Genomic DNA, 17329 nt, shown 5'->3' with positions numbered 1-17329 from the left:
AAACACCCCAGGCGAGTTGCACTTCATTCAGCCGAGTTGTCCCTTATCCAGCCGAGTTGTCCTGACCTGGGCACACCAACTCGGCAAGACGAACACCAACTCGGCGGGGAACGCGTCAGGGGTCGACGCGCTCAAGACGGTCGATGCGCGCGACCAAGCCGGCCCGCTTCGGAGACCTGGCAGGGAGCATGGACAGGCACAGGCGAAGCACCTCGACGTCGTCGGCTCCGGCATCCGTGTCAGCGAAGGCGAGGAGCACATCCAGGCTGGCCTCTGCCAGCATCGCTTCGCGCAGGGTCACCCGGACGGTATCGCGGAACTCCTCGACGCCGGGGGCCGCCGAGTCGGGGAGCACATCGCCGCGATAAGCCGCGAGCGCAACCCGGTGCGCGCCGCGATCAAGGAGCGAAAGCAGCTGATGCGCATCGGTCTCGAGCGGCACCGTGAGCCGGTAGGGCCGGGATTCCGGCGCGAGCGACGGCGCGATCCGCTCGAGAACCTTGCGCAGCCGAACCATCTCGGCCCGCAGCGTCGTTCCCGCATCAGGATCGCCGTACACGAGTTCACCGAGGGATTCGGCCGAGACGCCCTGGCGATGGGTCGCGAGGCACAGCAGGATCTCGGCGTGCCGCGTTGTCAGCTCACTCACCCGCAGGTGTCCGTCTGAGAGGGTCTCGAGCAGGGCGCGGTCTCGGCCGAGCACGCGAAGGGTCGCCACGACGGATGCCGAAGCCGGCCGGGCCCGCCGGGGTTTGGGTGTGTCGACCTCAACCCCGTCCGCGGCAGCGCGCGGGCCGGAAGCCCGCTCCCGCAGACGAGAGAGCAGCAGCTCACCCTCGACGGCACGGGCTGTCGCATCCACCAGCAGCTGCGCTTGGGCCGACGCGGCAGGGTCGCCTCCGGTCACGTCGATGACCCCGAGAAGGCGGCGGGTCTCGGGGTCGTGCACTGGCGCCGCGGTACATGACCAGGGCTGCACGAGCCGGTTGAAGTGCTCGGCGCCGCGGATCTGCACCGAACGATCCAGGGCGAGGGCGGTTCCCGGCGCCGCCGTGCCGACTGCCTTCTCCGACCAGTCGGCTCCGGGCACGAAGCCCATATCGCCGGTGAGGGATCGCAACGTGCGGTCGCCCTCGACCCACAGCAGCCGTCCCGCGGCATCTCCGATCGCGACGATCACCCCCGATTCCTCGGCGGCTCCCGGGATCAGCAGTCCCCGGATCATGTCCATGACAGAACCGAGCGGATGCTGCGCCCGAAGCAGCTCGAGTTCTTCGACGCTCAGGGCGAGCGGGGGAAGACCCTCGACGCCCACACGTCCGTCGCGCGAACGCCGCCAGCTCTCGCGCACGACGCCCCGCACGTCGCCGACCCGCGCATCAGTATCGTTGCCGAGCACGAACTCCTCGCGGGCGCGCTCGATGATCAGCCTCGAGGCGTCGGGGGTGGTACCCGACCCGGGGGACCACGGCGAGGGCATGGGGACTCCGATCGGCACTGATCGTGATGGGCGCGGGCGGCTGTGCGCGCCGGTGCGGTCCAGTGTAGGCGCGGCGGCGGCCGGTGTCGCCGGGTAGCGTGGCTGCGTGCGGATCACGGTACTTTCGGGCGGCGTCGGCGGGGCTCGTTTCGTGAGCGGAGTGCGCGGGTGGGCGCGGCGGGATGCCGCGGCGCAGGGCCTTCCCGACGACGACGCTCACGACATCCGCGTGGTCGTGAACACCGGAGACGACTGGTGGCTAGCGGGCCTGCGGATCGCCCCCGACCATGACTCTCTGCTGTACTCGCTGAGCGGACAGAACGACCAGGATCGGGGATGGGGTCGGCGCGACGAGACGGAGCGCGTCGCGTCAGAACTCCAAACCTGGGGTGTGACGCCAGAGTGGTTCACCCTCGGGGATCTCGACCTCGGTGTGCACATCGCGCGCACCGCCTGGCTTCGGGGCGGAGTGCCGCTCGGAGAGGTCTATCGCCGACTCGGCGCGCGCTGGCAACTCGGGGCGACCCTCGTTCCGGCGACCGAGGATGAAATCGATACCTACGTGCACACTGCCGACGGTCAGCGTATGCATTTTCAGGAATGGTGGACGCGGCACCGCGCGAGCATCCCGGCGGTGAGGTTCGAGAACGCCGACATCGAGAGGGCGCGGCCAGCCGGCGAGGCCCTCGACGCCGTCGCGGATGCCGACGTGATTCTTCTCGCGCCCTCGAACCCCGTCGTCTCGATCGGGCCGATCCTCGGTATCCCGGGGATGCGCGACGCGCTCCGCGCGGCATCCGCTCCCGTCGTCGGGGTCGCACCGGTCATCGGCGGTCGGGTCGTGCGGGGCATGGCTGACGCCTGCCTCACGGCGATCGGAGTCGATACGGATGCCGCCGCCATCGCCCGCCACTATGGCACCCGCCACGCGGGCGGCGTGCTCGATGGGTGGCTTGTCGCCGAAGAAGACGCGGCATCCGTCGCCGGGCTGACCGCGGACGGCATCGCGTCTCGCGCGGTTCCGCTGTGGATGCGGGATGCCGACACCTCGGCCACTCTCGCCGGCGACGCCATCGCGCTCGCGCAGAACCTGCGCTGAGGCTGGCGCCGCACTGCGGGGATCAGCTCACCCGCCCGGTCTTCTCTTGCCGCAACACGCCGTGTTCCTCTCCGAAGGCGCGGCGTGTCGCGACAAGTGTGCGGGGCAAGCGCCGGTCCCGCAGCGATTCACTTGCCCCAAACCGCGCAGTGCGCCAACGCTCCACGGCGTGTTGCGGCAAGCGAAGCCGTTGCGCCGAACCGACGGCGTGAGCCCGGGGGATCAGCCCCGGAACGCCCACCAGTCCCGCAGGCGCTTCTCGGCCTCGGCCTCGCCGAGCACTCCCTCATCCAGCCGCAGGTCAAGCAAGAACCGGTAAGCCTCGCCAACCTCGCGGCCGGGACCGATACCCAGCACCTCCTGGATCCGGTTCCCGTCGAGCTCGGGGCGCATCGCGTCGAGCTCCTCCTGCGCGGCAAGTTCAGCGATCCGTCGCTCGATGTCGTCATACGCGGATGCCAGACGCGCTGCCTTGCGCTTGTTGCGGGTCGTGACATCGGCGCGGGTCAGGATGTGGAGGCGCTCCAGTTCGTCGCCGGCATCCCGCACATATCGCCGCACCGCGGAGTCGGTCCACGCCCCCTCCGCGTACCCGAAGAACCGCAGGTGCAGCTCGATGAGCGTCGTGATCGTGTCGATCGTCGCCGCATCGAACCGCAGCTCCTTCAGGCGCTTACGCGCCATCCGCGCACCCTTGATGTCGTGGTGGTGGAACGTCACACCGCCGCCCGGCTCCAGGCGGCGCGTAGCGGGCTTGCCGATGTCGTGCAGCAGCGCAGCAAGCCGCAGCGGCACGTCGGGCTCGGCATCCGGATGCCGCTCGTGCTCGAGCTCGATCGCCTGACGCACGACCGTCAGCGAGTGCTCGTAGACATCCTTGTGGTGGTGGTGTTCGTCGATCTCGAGCCGCAGCGCCGGAACCTCGGGCAGGAACTGCTCCATCAGCCCCGTCTCGACAAGCAGACGGATGCCGCGCAACGGGTCATCGGTCTGCATGAGACGCACGAGCTCGCCGTGGATCCGCTCAGCGCTGACGATCCGGATGCTCTCGCGCAACCGCTGCATCGCCGAAACCGTCTCGGAATCGACGTCGAACGACAGCTGGGACGCGAACCGGGCGGCGCGCAGCATCCGGAGCGGATCGTCGCCGAAACTCACCGCGGGATCGGCCGGAGTTCGCAGTCGCTGTGCGAGGAGATCCTCGACTCCGCCGGAAGGATCGACGAGCTTTTGCGACGGAACCCGCAGCGCCATGGCGTTGACAGTGAAGTCGCGGCGCACGAGATCACCTTCGAGCGTGTCACCGAATTCGACAGTCGGTTTGCGGGTAACCCCGTCATAACTGTCGGCCCGATAGGTCGTGATCTCGACCTGCTCGGCCCCTCCACCGGGAAGCGCGATCCGCGCCCCGATCGTGCCGAAATCCCGCCCGATGTCCCAGTGCGCCGTGCTCAACGGCGCAACAATTCGCAGGATGTCGTCGGGTCGCGCGTTCGTCGTGAAGTCGAGATCGTGCGTGGTTCGGCCCAGCAGCGCATCGCGCACAGGACCGCCGACGATCGCGAGTTCGAAGCCCGCTTCCTCGAACGCCGCCGCAACTGCAGCGACGACGGGAGAGGTGGCGAGGGCGCCCAGGCGCGCGACACCCTCAGCCATGTTCAGCATGGGACCGAGCCTACCGGTGGGGGTCCGTGGACTCCGCTGCGCGTAAACCCCCCAGCCGAGTTGTCCCTCGTCCAGCCGAGTTGCACTCCATTCAGTCGAGTTGCACCTCCGGAGGAAGACCAACTCGGCGAAACAAAGACCAACTCGACGAAACAAACACCAACTCGGCGAAACAAACACCAACTCGACGAAACAAACACCAACTGCGCGGTCCTGGAATCCGCTCCGCGGGGTGTTTCCGGTCGGATACCTCGCTCGAGCCCGCGCGCCTCTCCGCGGTTCAGGCGACAGCCCCGCTCGGCTCCCGGAAGGGAAACGCCGCGACCTAGGCGACGGGATCGAGGAAGCCGAGGAAGGCGAGTTCGCGGACCCGCGGCAGCAGGTCGGCACGAAGTGCTGCGGCATCCACCTCGAGCAGCTCGGCTATCGCGTCGATGAGCACTCCGACTGGGAGGTCACCGTCGCACGCACCGACGAGCGCCGCGAGACCCGGATCGACCGTGAGCGTGCGGCCGAAACCCCGACCCTGATGCAGCTCGATGACGGTGGGGTCCTCAGCGCCGGGCACGAAATGGCGCGCTTCCGTGACGTCAGGGGCGGTCGTGAAAACGGATGCCGCGAGCCCGACGTCATCGCGGATTCCCAGCACATCGTGCACCGCGAGGGCCCGGGCAAGGTCCGCGCCCAGCCCCTCCTGCGGGGAGGGCGAGCTCACGCGCTCGAAACGCGACAGGGGAGCCGTGCCCGCCCCGGGGCGGCGCAGCAGGACGTAGCCGAAGCCGATGCCGGTCACCCCGCGCTGCTCGAAATCCTGCAGCCACAGGTCGATGAGGGCTGCGTACTCGGGTGAGCCCGGCGGCGTACCGCCATCGCGCACCCACAGCTGGGCATAGTCGAGGGGGCTGAGGATCTCGCGTTCGATGACCCACGCATCCATCGGCACGGATGCCGCGGCCACCCACTCCCGCACACGATCGAGGCCATCGCGTCCGTCGCGGTACTCCCAATTGCCGAGAAACTGCGCGATACCGCCGTCCGCGAGCACATCAGCCACTCCGGTGACGACCTGCCGCACGAGATCATCCCCGACAGCGCCGCCGTCGCGGTATTCGTAGGCGGGAGCCGAGACCCCGTCGGCGGTTGCACCGCGCGGGGTGATGACAAACGGCGGATTCGAGACCACACGGTCGAACCGCTCGCCGGCGACCGGGTCGAAGAGGCTGCCGTGGCGCACATCGATGCCGTCAGCGCCGTTGAGTGCGGCGCTCAGGCGCGCGAACCCCAGTGCACGGCTCGAGATGTCGGTCGCGACGACCTGGTCGGCGTAGAGGCGCGCGCGAAGGGCCTGGATGCCGCATCCGGTGCCGAGGTCCAGCACTCGACCCGCCGGCGTGGGCAGCTGCAGGGCCGCGAGGGTCAGCGACGCCCCACCAACCCCGAGCACATGATCGGTCGGCAACGCTCCCTCGAGGGCCGCTTCGTCGAGATCACTCGCAATCCACCACTCGCCAGCATCGGCATCCGTCTCGCCGCCCCACTCCTGCGGTCTGACCAGGGCGGCCGGCACCACTGTCTCACCGTCGATCATCGCGAGACCGAGCGTGACGAGTCCTGCAGCTCCGGTGCGGGGCAGTGCACCGTCGACGGCGTTCACCGGCTGCTGCATCCCGAGTCCGAGCAGGCGTGCGAGGGTTGCAAGAGCGTCGTCGCGTGGCGCGAGCGCACGGACGGCCGGCCCCCGCAGACCGCGCCCGATCGCGGCATCGCCCACGGAACCCCAGGCGTTCCGCAAGGCCTCGGCCGTGTAGCCGGCGGCTGTCAGGTCAGACGCCAGGGCGGCGCACGTCGTGGAGTCGGGATGAAGGGGCATCGTCACGGATCCATTCAAGCGCGGACGGCCTGCGGGATGCTCCGAGGCGCGGACCGTAGAATTCCGGCGGGATCCGCACGATCAGCGGTCGTCCCGCGATACGACATGACCGCGCCCACCCCGCTCCCCGCATCCGCGCCTCCCGGCCACCCTGTGCCGCGCCGCCGCACCGGTCTCAGCGGACTCGTCCGCCGCCTCTCGGCAACTGTCGCGATCGGGGTGCTCTTTGCAGCCGGCGGGCTCGCGACGGATGCCACGCCAGCCGCTGCCGCAGCAACGCCGACCCCGACGGCAACCGCCGTTGATCCGCAACTCGTAGCGGCTCCCCTCTCTGGCGGTGTTGTTTCACCCGGCGACTCGCTCGCCCTCTCGATCGGCCTCACCGCAGGATCCACGCCGCTAGCCGCGACGCAGGTGACCGTCGCGATCGGCACCGAACCCCTGACCACCAGGACCGACGTCGGTGACTGGCTCGCCTCCCCCCTGACCGAGCGCACCCCGACGATCGTCGGCACCGCGTCGCTCGACCCGGCTGCGGCCGGCGAGCGCACGAGCGCCATCGTGCGCGTCCCCGCAACCGACCCGGTGCTCACCGACCGCACCCCCGGCGTCTACCCCGTGCTCGCGAACGTCACGGTGGCGGGGCGCACCCTGCGGGCTGCGTCAGTCTTCGTCGTGCCCACCGGGGCGGCCTCGGATGTCGCGGTCATCGTGCCGATCACTGCCCCACCGACGGGCCGAGGCCTGCTCAGCGCCGACGACCTGGCATCACTGACCGCTGAGGACGGCGCACTGACCGCGGTGCTCACCGGTGTTCAGGGAACTGACGCGATCCTCGCGGTCGACCCCGCGATCCTTGCCGCGATCCGGGCCCTCGGCACCACCGCCCCGGCGACCGCTCGAGACTGGCTCGCACGCTTCGAGGCGCTCCCCAACGACCGGTTCGCGCTGCAGTTCGGCGACGCCGACCCCTCGGCCCAGGTCGCCGCCGGGGTTGTGCCGCCGCTGGCACCGACCTCGCTTGCCGCCTACATCGACCCGGCCGGCTTCTCGGGCAACGATCCCGAGCCGACCCCCACCGCCACCGCGACGCCTTCCGAATCCGACACGGATGACGAGTCCGGGCTCCCCACGCTCGACGAGCTCCTGGACGTCGGCGCCACAACCGACATCTGGTGGCCCGACGCTGTCACTGCCGAGGTCGTGGCCGCACTCGGCGCAGGCGGGGCACTGACACTCACCGACACGACAGCCATCGCAGCCCCGTCGCCTGCGGCGCATGCTCGCGCCGGCGATGCAGGCCTGCTCGTCGCCGATGCCGACGTGAGCGCCGTGCTCTCGACGGCTGCCGTGAGCGCCGATGCGCTTGACCGCGCGGCAGCCCTCGCCGAGGCATCCGCCCTTGAGGCGCTCCCCGTGACGGGAAGCGCGACGGTGGTTGCCCTCGACCGCAACCCGACGCGCAGTGCCGTCGCGCTGCGTGCTGCCATCGACGCGGCTCAGGCCCTCCCGGGCGCACGGCCGCTGGGACTCGCCGCTCTGATCAGCAGCGAATCGAGGGAGGTGACCATCACCGACCAACCCCTCGCCACGACGCGGATCGAGGTCGTTCCGACGCTGCTGGACGGTGAGCAGCGCATCGAGTCCTTCGCCAGTGTCATCGCGGAGCCGTCACTGCTGACGGGTGCCGAGCGCGCCGAGATCCTGCAGCTCCTGAGTCTCGGCTGGACGGGGCAGGATGCCGCGTGGGCCGACGCCCTCGACGCGCATGCCGAGGCCACGCGGGCTACCCTCTCGTCGGTTGCGATCCTGCCGCCGAGCCCGATCCAGCTGGTCGCCGCCGACGCCGAGATCCCCGTGGGCATCAAGAATGACCTGCCCTATCCCGTGACCGTCACCCTGCACGCCCGCAGCGATGACCTGCGACTCGAGGTCACCGAAAGCAGCGAGGTCGAGATCGGACCGCAACAGAGCACGCGCGCCTCGCTCCCCGTGAAGGCGCGGGTTGGCAGCGGCACCGTCGAGGTGGATCTGTCACTGACCAGCCCCACCGGCGTCCGTATCGGCACCGACCAGTCGCTGGAAGTGAACGTGCGCGCCGACTGGGAGACGATCGGGCTCGTCATCCTGTCGGTCCTTGCGGCGGCGTTCCTCGCTATCGGCGCGATTCGAACCGTCCGTCGCATTCGTCGCCGCCCCGAGAGCGGGGGCCCTGAGACCGCAGCAACCGACACCGCGGGCGCCGACACCGCGACGGATGCCGACAGCACCGCGCCGAAGGAGCAGTCGTGAGTTCGATCGGGCGTGCAAGCACCCTCATCGCCGCCGGCACGCTGGTGTCGCGGCTCACCGGGTTCCTGCGTTCGATGGTGCTCGTCGCGGCCGTCGGCTCCGTGGGGAGCCGCGCCGCTGACGCCTTCACGATCGCGAATCAGCTACCGAACAACCTCTACGCGATCATCTCGACGGGCCTGCTGACCGCGGTCGTCGTGCCGCAGATCGTGCAAGCTGCCGCGCACGCCGACGGCGGCCGCGCCTTCATCTCGAAACTGTTCACCCTCGGCACCGTCGCCCTGGTTGTGACCACCGCCATTGGCACGGTCGCGGCTCCCCTCCTCGTGCAGCTGTATGCGTCGCAGTTCACGCCCTCCCAGTTCGCGCTGGCTACCGCATTCGCGTACTGGTGCATCCCGCAGCTGCTGTTCTACGGGCTCTACGCGCTGCTCGGCGAAATCCTGAACGCCCGGAGGGTGTACGGCCCGTTCACCTGGGCCCCGATCGCCAACAACGTCATCTCGATCGCGGGATTCGGCGCCTTCATCGTGATCTTCGGCGGCCCGGTCACCGAGGTATCCGACTGGACACCGACGATGATTGCGCTGCTCGCCGGAACCGCCACCCTCGGCATCGTCGTGCAGGCAGCAGTGCTCATGGTCTTCTGGGTGCGAGCCGGATTGCATCTGCGCCCCGACTTCGCGTGGCGGGGCGTGGGTCTTCGCAACATCGGTCGCCTCGCCGGCTGGACCTTCCTCATGGTGATCGTCGGGCAGATCGCCGGGATCGTGCAGAGCCAGATCATGTCGGTCGTGTCTGGTGACGCGCCCGCCGCCACCGTCGCCGCGAACGCGTGGCTGCTGTACATGCTGCCCTTCTCGGTGTTCGTCCTGTCGATCGGCACCCCCTACTTCACACAGCTGAGCGAGCATGCCGCCGCTGGCCGAGACGAAGAGGTCCGCACCGACATCGCGCGCAGCATCCGTCTTCTCGGCCTGTTCATGGTGATCTCCACCGCGGTCCTCGCCGCCGCCGCAGTACCGGCCTCCCGAATCTTCACCACCACTCCGGACTACGCCGTGGATGCGTCGTGGGTGCTGCTGGCTTTCCTCGTCGGGCTCATCCCCCAGACCGTCCTGTTCATCATCGGACGCGTCTTCTACGCCTACAACGACACGCGAACCCCGTTCTTCTTCACCCTCGTGCAGGCGAGCATCGTCATGATCACGGCGGTGCTCGCACTGAACCTGCCGACAGCATTCGTCACCGCCGGCATCGCGCTCGGTCAGTCCCTCGCCGTGTGCGTCCAGCTCTCCCTGGCCACCTGGTTTCTGCGTCGGCGTCTGTCTCGCATCGGAATCCGGCGATGGATGCCGTCCCTTGCCCTGTTTGCCGCAGCTGCTGTTCCCGCGGGTCTCGTCGGCTGGGGCGTGTACCTCCTGTCCGGCGCTGAAACCAGCTGGATGCTCGAGAACCAGGTCACCGGCGCACTCGGCTCTGCTCTGATCGGCATCGTCGCCCTGGCGGTCTACGTCGGCATCCTCGCCCTGCTGCGCGTTCCCGAGCTCACGACGGCATGGCAGACCGTCCGGCGGATCATCTCTCGGCGGTGAACGTCGCTCGACTGAGCCGTGAATGACACTGCGGGCAACCAGGCCCGGGGAATGCCGCGCGGATAGCATGTGTTGAAGCATCCGGAACCGCAACGAAGGGTCGCTCATGCGCAATGTCATCATCATCGGGTCCGGTCCTGCCGGGTACACCGCAGCTATCTATGCGGCCCGGGGTGGGCACCAGCCGCTCGTTATCGCCAGCTCGGTGGAAGCCGGTGGCGAGCTCATGAACACCACCGAGGTGGAGAACTTCCCCGGCTTTCCCGACGGCATCATGGGTCCCGACCTGATGGCAAAAATGCAGGCCCAGGCGGAAAAATTCGGCTCCGAGATCGTCTATGACGACGTCGTTTCCGTGTCGCTCGACGGTGCAGTGAAGTCCGTCACCCTTGGGTCGGGCGCGACCCACGACGCTCACGCCGTGATCTTCGCGACAGGTTCCGCCCCGCGCAAGCTCGGCATCGAGGGCGAGAAGACCTTCTCGGGTCGCGGCGTTTCCTACTGCGCCACCTGCGACGGGTTCTTCTTCCGCGAGCGCGTCATCGCGGTCGTGGGCGGGGGCGACTCGGCGATGGAGGAGGCGACGTTCCTGACCAAGTTCGCCTCGAAGGTCTACATCATTCACCGTCGCGACGAGCTTCGTGCGTCCAAGATCATGCAGGATCGTGCGTTCGCCAACGAGAAGATCGAGTTCATCTTGAACAGCGAGATCATCGACATCAGCGGCGGGGACCAGGTGACTGGCGCGACGCTGCGTAACACCGTCTCCGGCGAGACCTCGGAGCTCGCGCTCGACGGGATCTTCGTGGCGATCGGTCACGACCCGCGCACGCACCTCGTTCACGGCGTGCTCGAACTCACCGAGGACGGCACGATCCAGCTCGAAGGTCGGTCGTCGCGCACGTCGGTCCCCGGCGTTTTCGCCGCCGGCGATGTCATCGACCCGACGTACCGACAGGCTGTCACCGCCGCGGGCTCCGGCGCCGTCGCAGCTCTGGATGTGGAGCACTACCTCGCCGCTCTTCTCGAAGACGCCACCGACCCCCTCCCTGACGAGCCCGTCGACGTCCCCTCCGAGGCATTGGCCTGAGCGCCGCGCACGCATCGGAACAATCGCGCCCCCTGACGCGTTTTCATAACTGAACGTTTTGACGAAGGAGAACACATGAGTGCCTCAGCTACGACCTCGGCGACGTGGGACCAGGATGTCCTGCAGGCCGAAGGCCCCGTTCTTGTCGACTTCTGGGCAGCCTGGTGCGGCCCGTGTCGCATGGTCGCCCCGGTGCTGGATGAAATCCAGGCCGAGCACCCCGACAAGATCACGATCCTCAAGCTCAACGTCGACGAGAACCCCGACCTCGCGATGAAGTATCAGATCACCTCGATCCCCGCCATGAAGGTCTTCCAGGGCGGCGAGGTCAAGACGACGATCATTGGTGCAAAGCCCAAGTACGCACTGGAACAGGATCTCGCCGAGTTCATCGGCTGACCCTTCGTTCCCACAGGATGCCGCGGTTCCCTCAGGGTCCGCGGCATCCGTCATTTCTGGGCCTTGCGCGGTGTGCGTCTTCCGCGCGGGGTCGCGCTGACGGATCGCCTCACGGAACGTCGGGAAGCAGGGAATCCCACGTGCGGTGGCGCGCGGAGCCGAGAAGCCGCCACACCGCACGGGTGAGCGGCGGGTAGTCCAGCGCGATCTGCCGGAGCACCCGGTAGTGACGGATGCCGGTTGAGGGCAAGCCGGTGGTGAGGATGTTCTCGGCACGCAGCATCAGAACGACGAGTTCATCCACGGTGGGGAGATCGTCCATGAACTCCCAGGGATCTTCGCCCGCGCGCAACCGCTCCTCGACCAGAACCGACAGTTCATCAGCCGCTTCGGCGCGCAGCAGCTCGACACTCGCCCGACGAGTCGGGGCCGAATTCTCGCGCGTCATTACTCCAGCGTACGTCGCTCTGAGGCTACGTCGCCCGGATGTGAATGATCAGGAACCGAAGCCCTCGACACCGAGCTCGGCAAGAATGCGGTTGAGGTCCTGAATACTTGCGAAGTCTATGCTGATCTGGCCTTTTTTTGCAGCGAGTGTGATCTTCACCCGAGTGTCGAGGCGATCACCGAGCCTCTCAGCCAACTCGTCGAGGTGACCGCGGCGGCCCCCAGCCTGAGGCTTCGCAGGCTTACGGCCAGCGGATGCCGCGCCCTTCGCTGCAGCTTCAGCCTCACGGACCGACAGGTCTTCGTTCACGATCTTGTCAGCGAGACGCGCCATGGCGTCATCTCCCTCGACCGACAAGATGGCGCGCGCGTGTCCGGCGCTGATGACCCCGGCTGCCACGCGCTGCTGCACGGGGATCGGCAGCTTGAGTAGGCGGATCGTGTTGCTGATCTGGGGCCTGGAGCGACCTATGCGTCCCGCGAGCTCCTCCTGCGTGATGCCGAAGTCCTCGAGCAACTGCTGGTAGGCCGACGCCTCTTCCAGCGGATTCAGCTGTGAGCGGTGCAGATTCTCCAGCAGAGCGTCCCGCAGGAGATGCTCGTCTGCAGTGTCGCGGACGATCGCTGGGATCGAGTCGAGTCCCGCCTCCCGGGAAGCCCGAGTGCGTCGCTCGCCCATGATGAGCTCATAGGTCCCGTCACCGCGATCGCGGACCACGACGGGCTGGAGCACACCGAACTCGCGCACACTGTGGACGAGCTCCGCGAGTTCGTCAGGGTCGAAGTTCGTGCGGGGCTGGCGCGGATTGGGAACTATCGTGTTCGGGTCGATGTGGATCAGCCGGGCTCCCGGTACCGTGACGAGATCCTCCGCGGGAGGCGCCTCCGGGAAGAACACGTCTACCGGCCGACTCTCGCCCTGATCGGCGGTAGGGATGAGAGCGCCGATTCCTCGACCGAGTCCCGTTCGCTTGGCCATCACTCGTCCCTTTCCTCAGCGTCGCGATCCGGGGCTGAACCCTCGGCGTCGACATCCGCGCTATCCGCACGGTGATCCCGTCGGACGATCTCCACTGCCGCCTCGCGATAGGCCACCGCCCCGACCGACTGACCATCGTAGGCGATCACAGTCTGCCCGAAGCTCGGGGCCTCGGAGATGCGCACCGAACGGGGGATGACGGTGGTGAGCACCTGGTTCGGGAAGTGCGCGCGGACTTCGTCAGCAACCTGCTGCGAGAGGCGGGTACGCCCGTCGTACATGGTGAGAAGAATCGTCGAGAGCGTCAGTGTGGGATTCAGATGCTTCTGAATCATCGACACCGTCCCCATCAGCTGGCTGAGCCCCTCGAGCGCGTAGTACTCACACTGGATCGGAATGAGTACTTCGTCTGCGGCGGTGAAGGCGTTGATCGTGAGCAGGCCGAGCGAGGGCGGACAGTCGATGAGCACGATGTCGATATCCGCGCCCTTCTTCGACAGGTACTTCTCCAGCGCGGTACGCAGCCGTCGTTCGCGAGCAACGAGCGAAACGAGCTCGATCTCGGCGCCAGCCAGATGGATCGTGCTCGGTGCACAGAACAACCGGGGGGACTCGGGACTCTGCTGGACGACCTGGGACAGCGGTCGCTCCTCGACCAGAACGTCGTACACGCTCGGGGTCTCCGCGTTGTGCGGGATGCTGAGCGCCGTGGATGCATTGCCCTGGGGGTCCAAGTCGACGACCAGCACCCGGGCACCCATGTGCGCGAATGCCGCTGCGAGGTTGACGGTCGACGTTGTCTTACCTACGCCGCCCTTCTGATTCGACACCGTGAAGATCCGTCGTCGACCCGCGTACTCCAGCGGGATCGCGTCAAGGGCCCGACGACGGGCGGTGAGGTCTGCGAGCTCGCGTGCCAAGGGGGTGTCGTAGAACGAGTCCGTCGCGGGATCCTCGTCGTGTTTCACGTGAAACGCTCCGATCGGGTCAAGGGCTTCTCTACTCTACGTGCGGCTTCCGACCCGGCCCGGGGTCGATCCGATGGCTCACCGTTCCACGTGAAACATGCTGCCGCACTCATGACTGCCTCGAGCGGCTCAGCCACCGACGGTAGCGTGAACGACACGGGTTGTCTCGTCGAGAACGCCCTCTCCGAGAGTGAGTACCCCGACGTCGGTGAGTCCGAATCGACGGATCTGCTTCTGGGCGGCTTCGATCTCCGCCTCGGCACCTCGCCCCTTGAAGAGCATGAGCCTTCCTCCGGGACGAACCAGCGGAGCCGTCATGGGAATCAGCGTGCGAAGCGCACTCACAGCACGCGCAGTGACGACATCGACGGATGCCTCGGGCGCCCATTCCTCCGCACGAGCACGAACCACGGTGACGTTGCCGAGACCCAAAGCGTCGGCTTGCTCCGTCAACCAGGCGACGCGCCGCTCCATCGGCTCGACCAACGTCCACGTGACGTCGGGTCGGGCGATAGCCAGGACGATTCCCGGGAGGCCCGCCCCCGAGCCGATGTCAGCAGCGCGCCCATCGAAGAGGGGGGCAGCGATCGCACTATTCAGAATGTGCCGCGTCCACAGTCGCGGAAGCTCCAGGGGACCGATGAGTCCTCGGGTCTCGCCCTGCTCGGCCAAAGCCGCCGTGAACTCACGGGCAAGGTCGATCCGCTCACCGAACAGGGCAGCCGCTGCGGCGGGTTCGGCCTCAAGAGTGGTCATCGATGTTTCACGTGAAACGCGCACTCAGGCGCGGCGGATCACGGTGTGTCGATCGGCGCCCTCGCCGTACGACTCGGAGACAAGGCCACGCTCGGCAACAAGGTCGTGGATGAGCTTGCGCTCGTAGCTCGACATCGGGGGGAGCGAGGCCTGCGACGCACCCTCGTCCAGCCGAGCGACAGCACGATCCACGAGGGCATCGAGCTCTCGCTGACGCGTGTCGCGAGAACCGCCGATGTCCAGGATCAGGCGCGAGAAGCGCCCGGTACGGTTCTGCACAGCAATGCGCGTAAGTTCCTGGAGCGCCTGGACGGTCGTCGGGTCGGCTAGAGCACCCAGATCTGCCGCTCCCTCACCGCCGTCCTGCTCGATAGAGACGTACGCGCGACCGTTGCGAACGTCCAGGGCGAGGTCGCCATCGATGTCCGCGATGTCGAGGAGTCCTTCAAGGAAGTCGGCGGCTACGTCGCCTTCCTGCTCCAGGTCTTCGATCGTCGCCTCTGCGCGAGACGAAGCGGTGCCGGGGGTCGTTGTCATCTCCACCCTCTTGTTCCTACTTGTTCGATTCCGGTGAGGGTGATGGGCCCTCCGCTGCACGGCCCGTGGGGCGCGGATTCTGTGGCCGAGAGGTGGCGCCGCCAGCGGAGCGGTTACCCTGCTTCTTCGCGCGCTGCTTACTCATCGGCTGCTCACGCTTCGGAGCCTGAGCCTTCGCCTTCTCAGCCTCTTCCAGCAGTCGCTGCTGCTCGGCCAAGTACTTGTCCATCGGCACGACCTTGCCGCTGGAGTCGATCGCCTTGCCCTTGCGAGCCAGTCGCTCCTCGCGCTGCTTCGCCGCCTCGGAGCCCGGGGTCGGCATCTCACGGATGACGATGAACTGCTGAACCATCGTCCAGATGTTGCTGGTGAACCAGTAGAGCACGACACCCAGCGGGAAGAAGACACCCGAGAAGACGAACGCGAACGGCAGGACCCACAGCATGATGCGCTGCATCTGGTAGGCCTGGCCGGTCTTGGCCTCGGGGGAGAGGTTCTTGGAGATGATCTGGAGCTGCGTGAAGAACTGCGAGGCGATCATCAGGATGACGAGCACGACGAGGATCATCACGGCAGGCGTGTTGCCGGTGTTCCAGGCGTCGATGAGGGTCTCGTGCAGGGACGCAACTCCGAAGAGGGAGGCGTCGTAGAACTGCTTGGTGAGCTCCGGGCCGAGCACGCCGACACCACCGAGACCGAGTTCGGCGTTGACCTTGACGCTGCTGAGCACGGAGTACAGCGAGAAGAACACCGGCATCTGCACGAGCAGCGGAAGGCACCCGGAAACGGGGCTCGTCCCGTGCTTCTTGTACAACGCCATCGTCTCGCGGCTCATGGCCTCGCGAGAGAGCTGATCCTTCTTGCCGCGGTACTTGTCCTGGATCTTGCGGAGCTCGGGAGCGATCTCCATCATCTTGCGCTGCGACTTGATCTGCTTGACGAACAGCGGGATGAGTGCGGCACGCACGACGACGACGAGGCCGACGATCGCCAAGACCCAGGTGATGCCCTCGGCCGGAGGCAGTCCGATCGCGGTGAAGAGCCAGTGCCACGCGACGAGGATGAGTTCGACTACCCACTTCAGTGGCCACAGGATGATGCCGAACAGATCGAAGCCGCCGCCGGCCGCCGCGGTGGGCGACGGAGAGGGGGTCGCATTGGCGAGGAGATCCAGCAAGGATCAGTCCTTTCTGCGTGGCACGACGAACCCGTGCCGGGTGAGATCGAAGGGGAAGTGCTCGTGGGGTGGAACGTCATCGACGCCACCCTTCGCCCACGGATGGCATCGACTCAGCCGTGCCGCCGCGAGGGCTGCTCCCTTGAGAGCGCCGTGCTGTTGTACAGCGCCGACGGCATAGGCCGAGCACGAGGGATAGTACCGGCACACGTCGCCGTAAAGGTGGGAGATCGTCGCACGGTATCCGTGCAACAGCGCAAGCACGGCGTTGCGAGGAACAAGGGGAACAGCCCGAGCCACGTCGGCGGAATCGAGGTGCGCGTGGCCGAGAGCGTACGAGGGCAGCTGACTCATCGACGCTCTCCCGTGAGACAGCGCTTGAGCTCGCTGGCGAGAACGTCGTACGGTGCGTCAGCCGCGGCGGGCAATGCGCGGATGACGACCTGGGACCCCGGGCGGACCTCATCGACGAGGCCGGCACTGATCGCCTTCAGCCGTCGACGCACAGTGTTGCGCGTGACCGCAGAGCCGACCTGCTTACTGACGATGAAGCCGAACCGAGACGGCCCGGCATCCACCGAAACCGTCGTATAGCTCATGAGGTGCGCAGCCACACACCGCCGACCCCGGCGGACGACGGAACGATAGTCCGCGCCCCGGGTGATCCGGTGGGCGCGCGCAAGCACTGTGAGGTCAGGCCGAGAGTTCGCTGCGACCCTTGGCGCGGCGAGCCGAGAGGATGGCACGGCCGGCGCGGGTGCGCATGCGGGCGCGGAAGCCGTGCTTCTTGGCGCGGCGGCGGTTGTTGGGCTGGAACGTACGCTTGCTCATGAGATCACTTCCGGATGTGGTGTCGCCGGGATGCTCACACCGGGACGATGAATCGGGGACGGCCGCGAGGGCACAAGTCAACCGACTAAGGGTACGTCGCGAAGCTCCCGAACTCAAACCGACGACTTGACTCATGTAAAAGGT

17 protein-coding genes are annotated in these 17329 nt (G+C 67.4%); 5 read left to right on the top strand and 12 right to left on the bottom strand.

The window, feature by feature from the left end; genetic code table 11:
- Positions 1–115: 115 nt before the first annotated feature.
- Complete coding sequence (locus B3587_RS12385; protein WP_292729111.1) at positions 116–1480, bottom strand: GAF domain-containing protein; 1365 nt, start codon at positions 1478–1480, stop codon at positions 116–118.
- 106 nt (positions 1481–1586) lie between these two features.
- On the opposite strand from B3587_RS12385, the gene cofD reads away from it, so the two are divergent.
- Positions 1587–2579 (top strand): 2-phospho-L-lactate transferase, encoded by a 993-nt coding sequence (gene cofD / locus B3587_RS12380; protein WP_228179197.1) that lies wholly within the window; start codon positions 1587–1589, stop codon positions 2577–2579.
- Between the two features lie 222 nt (positions 2580–2801).
- Here cofD and B3587_RS12375 read toward each other — a convergent pair whose 3' ends face one another.
- Positions 2802–4244: a CCA tRNA nucleotidyltransferase gene (locus B3587_RS12375; protein WP_292729108.1), complete on the bottom strand. Its 1443-nt coding sequence runs from the start codon at positions 4242–4244 to the stop codon at positions 2802–2804.
- 325 nt (positions 4245–4569) lie between these two features.
- The gene (locus B3587_RS12370) at positions 4570–6114 is read right to left on the bottom strand and encodes a class I SAM-dependent methyltransferase (RefSeq protein ID WP_292729173.1); all 1545 of its coding nucleotides are present in this window, start codon (positions 6112–6114) and stop codon (positions 4570–4572) included.
- A gap of 105 nt (positions 6115–6219) precedes the next feature.
- On the opposite strand from B3587_RS12370, the gene B3587_RS12365 reads away from it, so the two are divergent.
- From B3587_RS12365 to trxA, 4 genes are all read left to right on the top strand, one after another.
- A complete protein-coding gene (locus tag B3587_RS12365) occupies positions 6220–8406 on the top strand; it encodes a DUF6049 family protein (RefSeq protein WP_292729106.1) in 2187 nt (728 codons plus the stop codon).
- On the top strand, positions 8403–10001 hold the full coding sequence (murJ, locus tag B3587_RS12360; protein ID WP_292729104.1) for a murein biosynthesis integral membrane protein MurJ: 1599 nt from the start codon (positions 8403–8405) through the stop codon (positions 9999–10001). The genes B3587_RS12365 and murJ overlap by 4 nt, the downstream gene beginning before the upstream one ends.
- Before the next feature lie 106 nt (positions 10002–10107).
- Positions 10108–11091 (top strand): thioredoxin-disulfide reductase, encoded by a 984-nt coding sequence (gene trxB / locus B3587_RS12355; protein ID WP_292729101.1) that lies wholly within the window; start codon positions 10108–10110, stop codon positions 11089–11091.
- Between the two features lie 75 nt (positions 11092–11166).
- Positions 11167–11490, top strand: coding sequence for a thioredoxin (gene trxA, locus B3587_RS12350; protein ID WP_228179202.1), 324 nt, complete (start codon positions 11167–11169; stop codon positions 11488–11490).
- A 109-nt stretch (positions 11491–11599) separates the two neighbouring features.
- Here the strand turns inward: trxA and B3587_RS12345 are convergent, their stop codons facing one another.
- The 9 genes from B3587_RS12345 to rpmH all read right to left on the bottom strand — a co-directional run bounded on the left by B3587_RS12345 (position 11600) and on the right by rpmH (position 17185).
- Positions 11600–11938, bottom strand: a complete 339-nt coding sequence (locus tag B3587_RS12345; RefSeq protein ID WP_292729097.1) for a tryptophan synthase subunit alpha — start codon at positions 11936–11938, stop codon at positions 11600–11602.
- A 48-nt stretch (positions 11939–11986) separates the two neighbouring features.
- Positions 11987–12916 (bottom strand): ParB/RepB/Spo0J family partition protein, encoded by a 930-nt coding sequence (locus tag B3587_RS12340; RefSeq protein ID WP_228179204.1) that lies wholly within the window; start codon positions 12914–12916, stop codon positions 11987–11989.
- Positions 12916–13884, bottom strand: coding sequence for a ParA family protein (locus B3587_RS12335; protein WP_292729093.1), 969 nt, complete (start codon positions 13882–13884; stop codon positions 12916–12918). Before B3587_RS12335 ends, B3587_RS12340 begins: the two co-directional genes overlap by 1 nt.
- A 129-nt stretch (positions 13885–14013) precedes the next feature.
- Positions 14014–14640, bottom strand: coding sequence for a 16S rRNA (guanine(527)-N(7))-methyltransferase RsmG (gene rsmG, locus B3587_RS12330; protein WP_228179205.1), 627 nt, complete (start codon positions 14638–14640; stop codon positions 14014–14016).
- Positions 14641–14664: 24 nt separating this feature from the next.
- A complete protein-coding gene (locus B3587_RS12325; protein WP_292729090.1) occupies positions 14665–15177 on the bottom strand; it encodes a protein jag in 513 nt (170 codons plus the stop codon).
- Between the two features lie 16 nt (positions 15178–15193).
- A complete protein-coding gene (yidC, locus tag B3587_RS12320) occupies positions 15194–16351 on the bottom strand; it encodes a membrane protein insertase YidC (protein ID WP_375236743.1) in 1158 nt (385 codons plus the stop codon).
- A gap of 6 nt (positions 16352–16357) precedes the next feature.
- Positions 16358–16708 carry a membrane protein insertion efficiency factor YidD gene (yidD, locus tag B3587_RS12315; protein ID WP_228179208.1) on the bottom strand — a complete coding sequence of 117 codons (351 nt, stop codon included), beginning with the start codon at positions 16706–16708 and terminating at the stop codon, positions 16358–16360.
- Positions 16705–17040, bottom strand: coding sequence for a ribonuclease P protein component (gene rnpA, locus B3587_RS12310; protein ID WP_292729084.1), 336 nt, complete (start codon positions 17038–17040; stop codon positions 16705–16707). Before rnpA ends, yidD begins: the two co-directional genes overlap by 4 nt.
- 7 nt (positions 17041–17047) lie before the next feature.
- A complete protein-coding gene (rpmH, locus tag B3587_RS12305; RefSeq protein WP_193597422.1) occupies positions 17048–17185 on the bottom strand; it encodes a 50S ribosomal protein L34 in 138 nt (45 codons plus the stop codon).
- Between the last annotated feature and the right edge of the window lie 144 nt (positions 17186–17329).

Origin of the sequence: Microbacterium sp. UBA837, assembly GCF_002296025.1 — a bacterium.
Lineage (GTDB): Bacteria > Actinomycetota > Actinomycetes > Actinomycetales > Microbacteriaceae > Microbacterium.
Note: the sequence above shows the minus strand (reverse complement) of the source record. Positions and strands in the feature narration are given on the sequence as shown.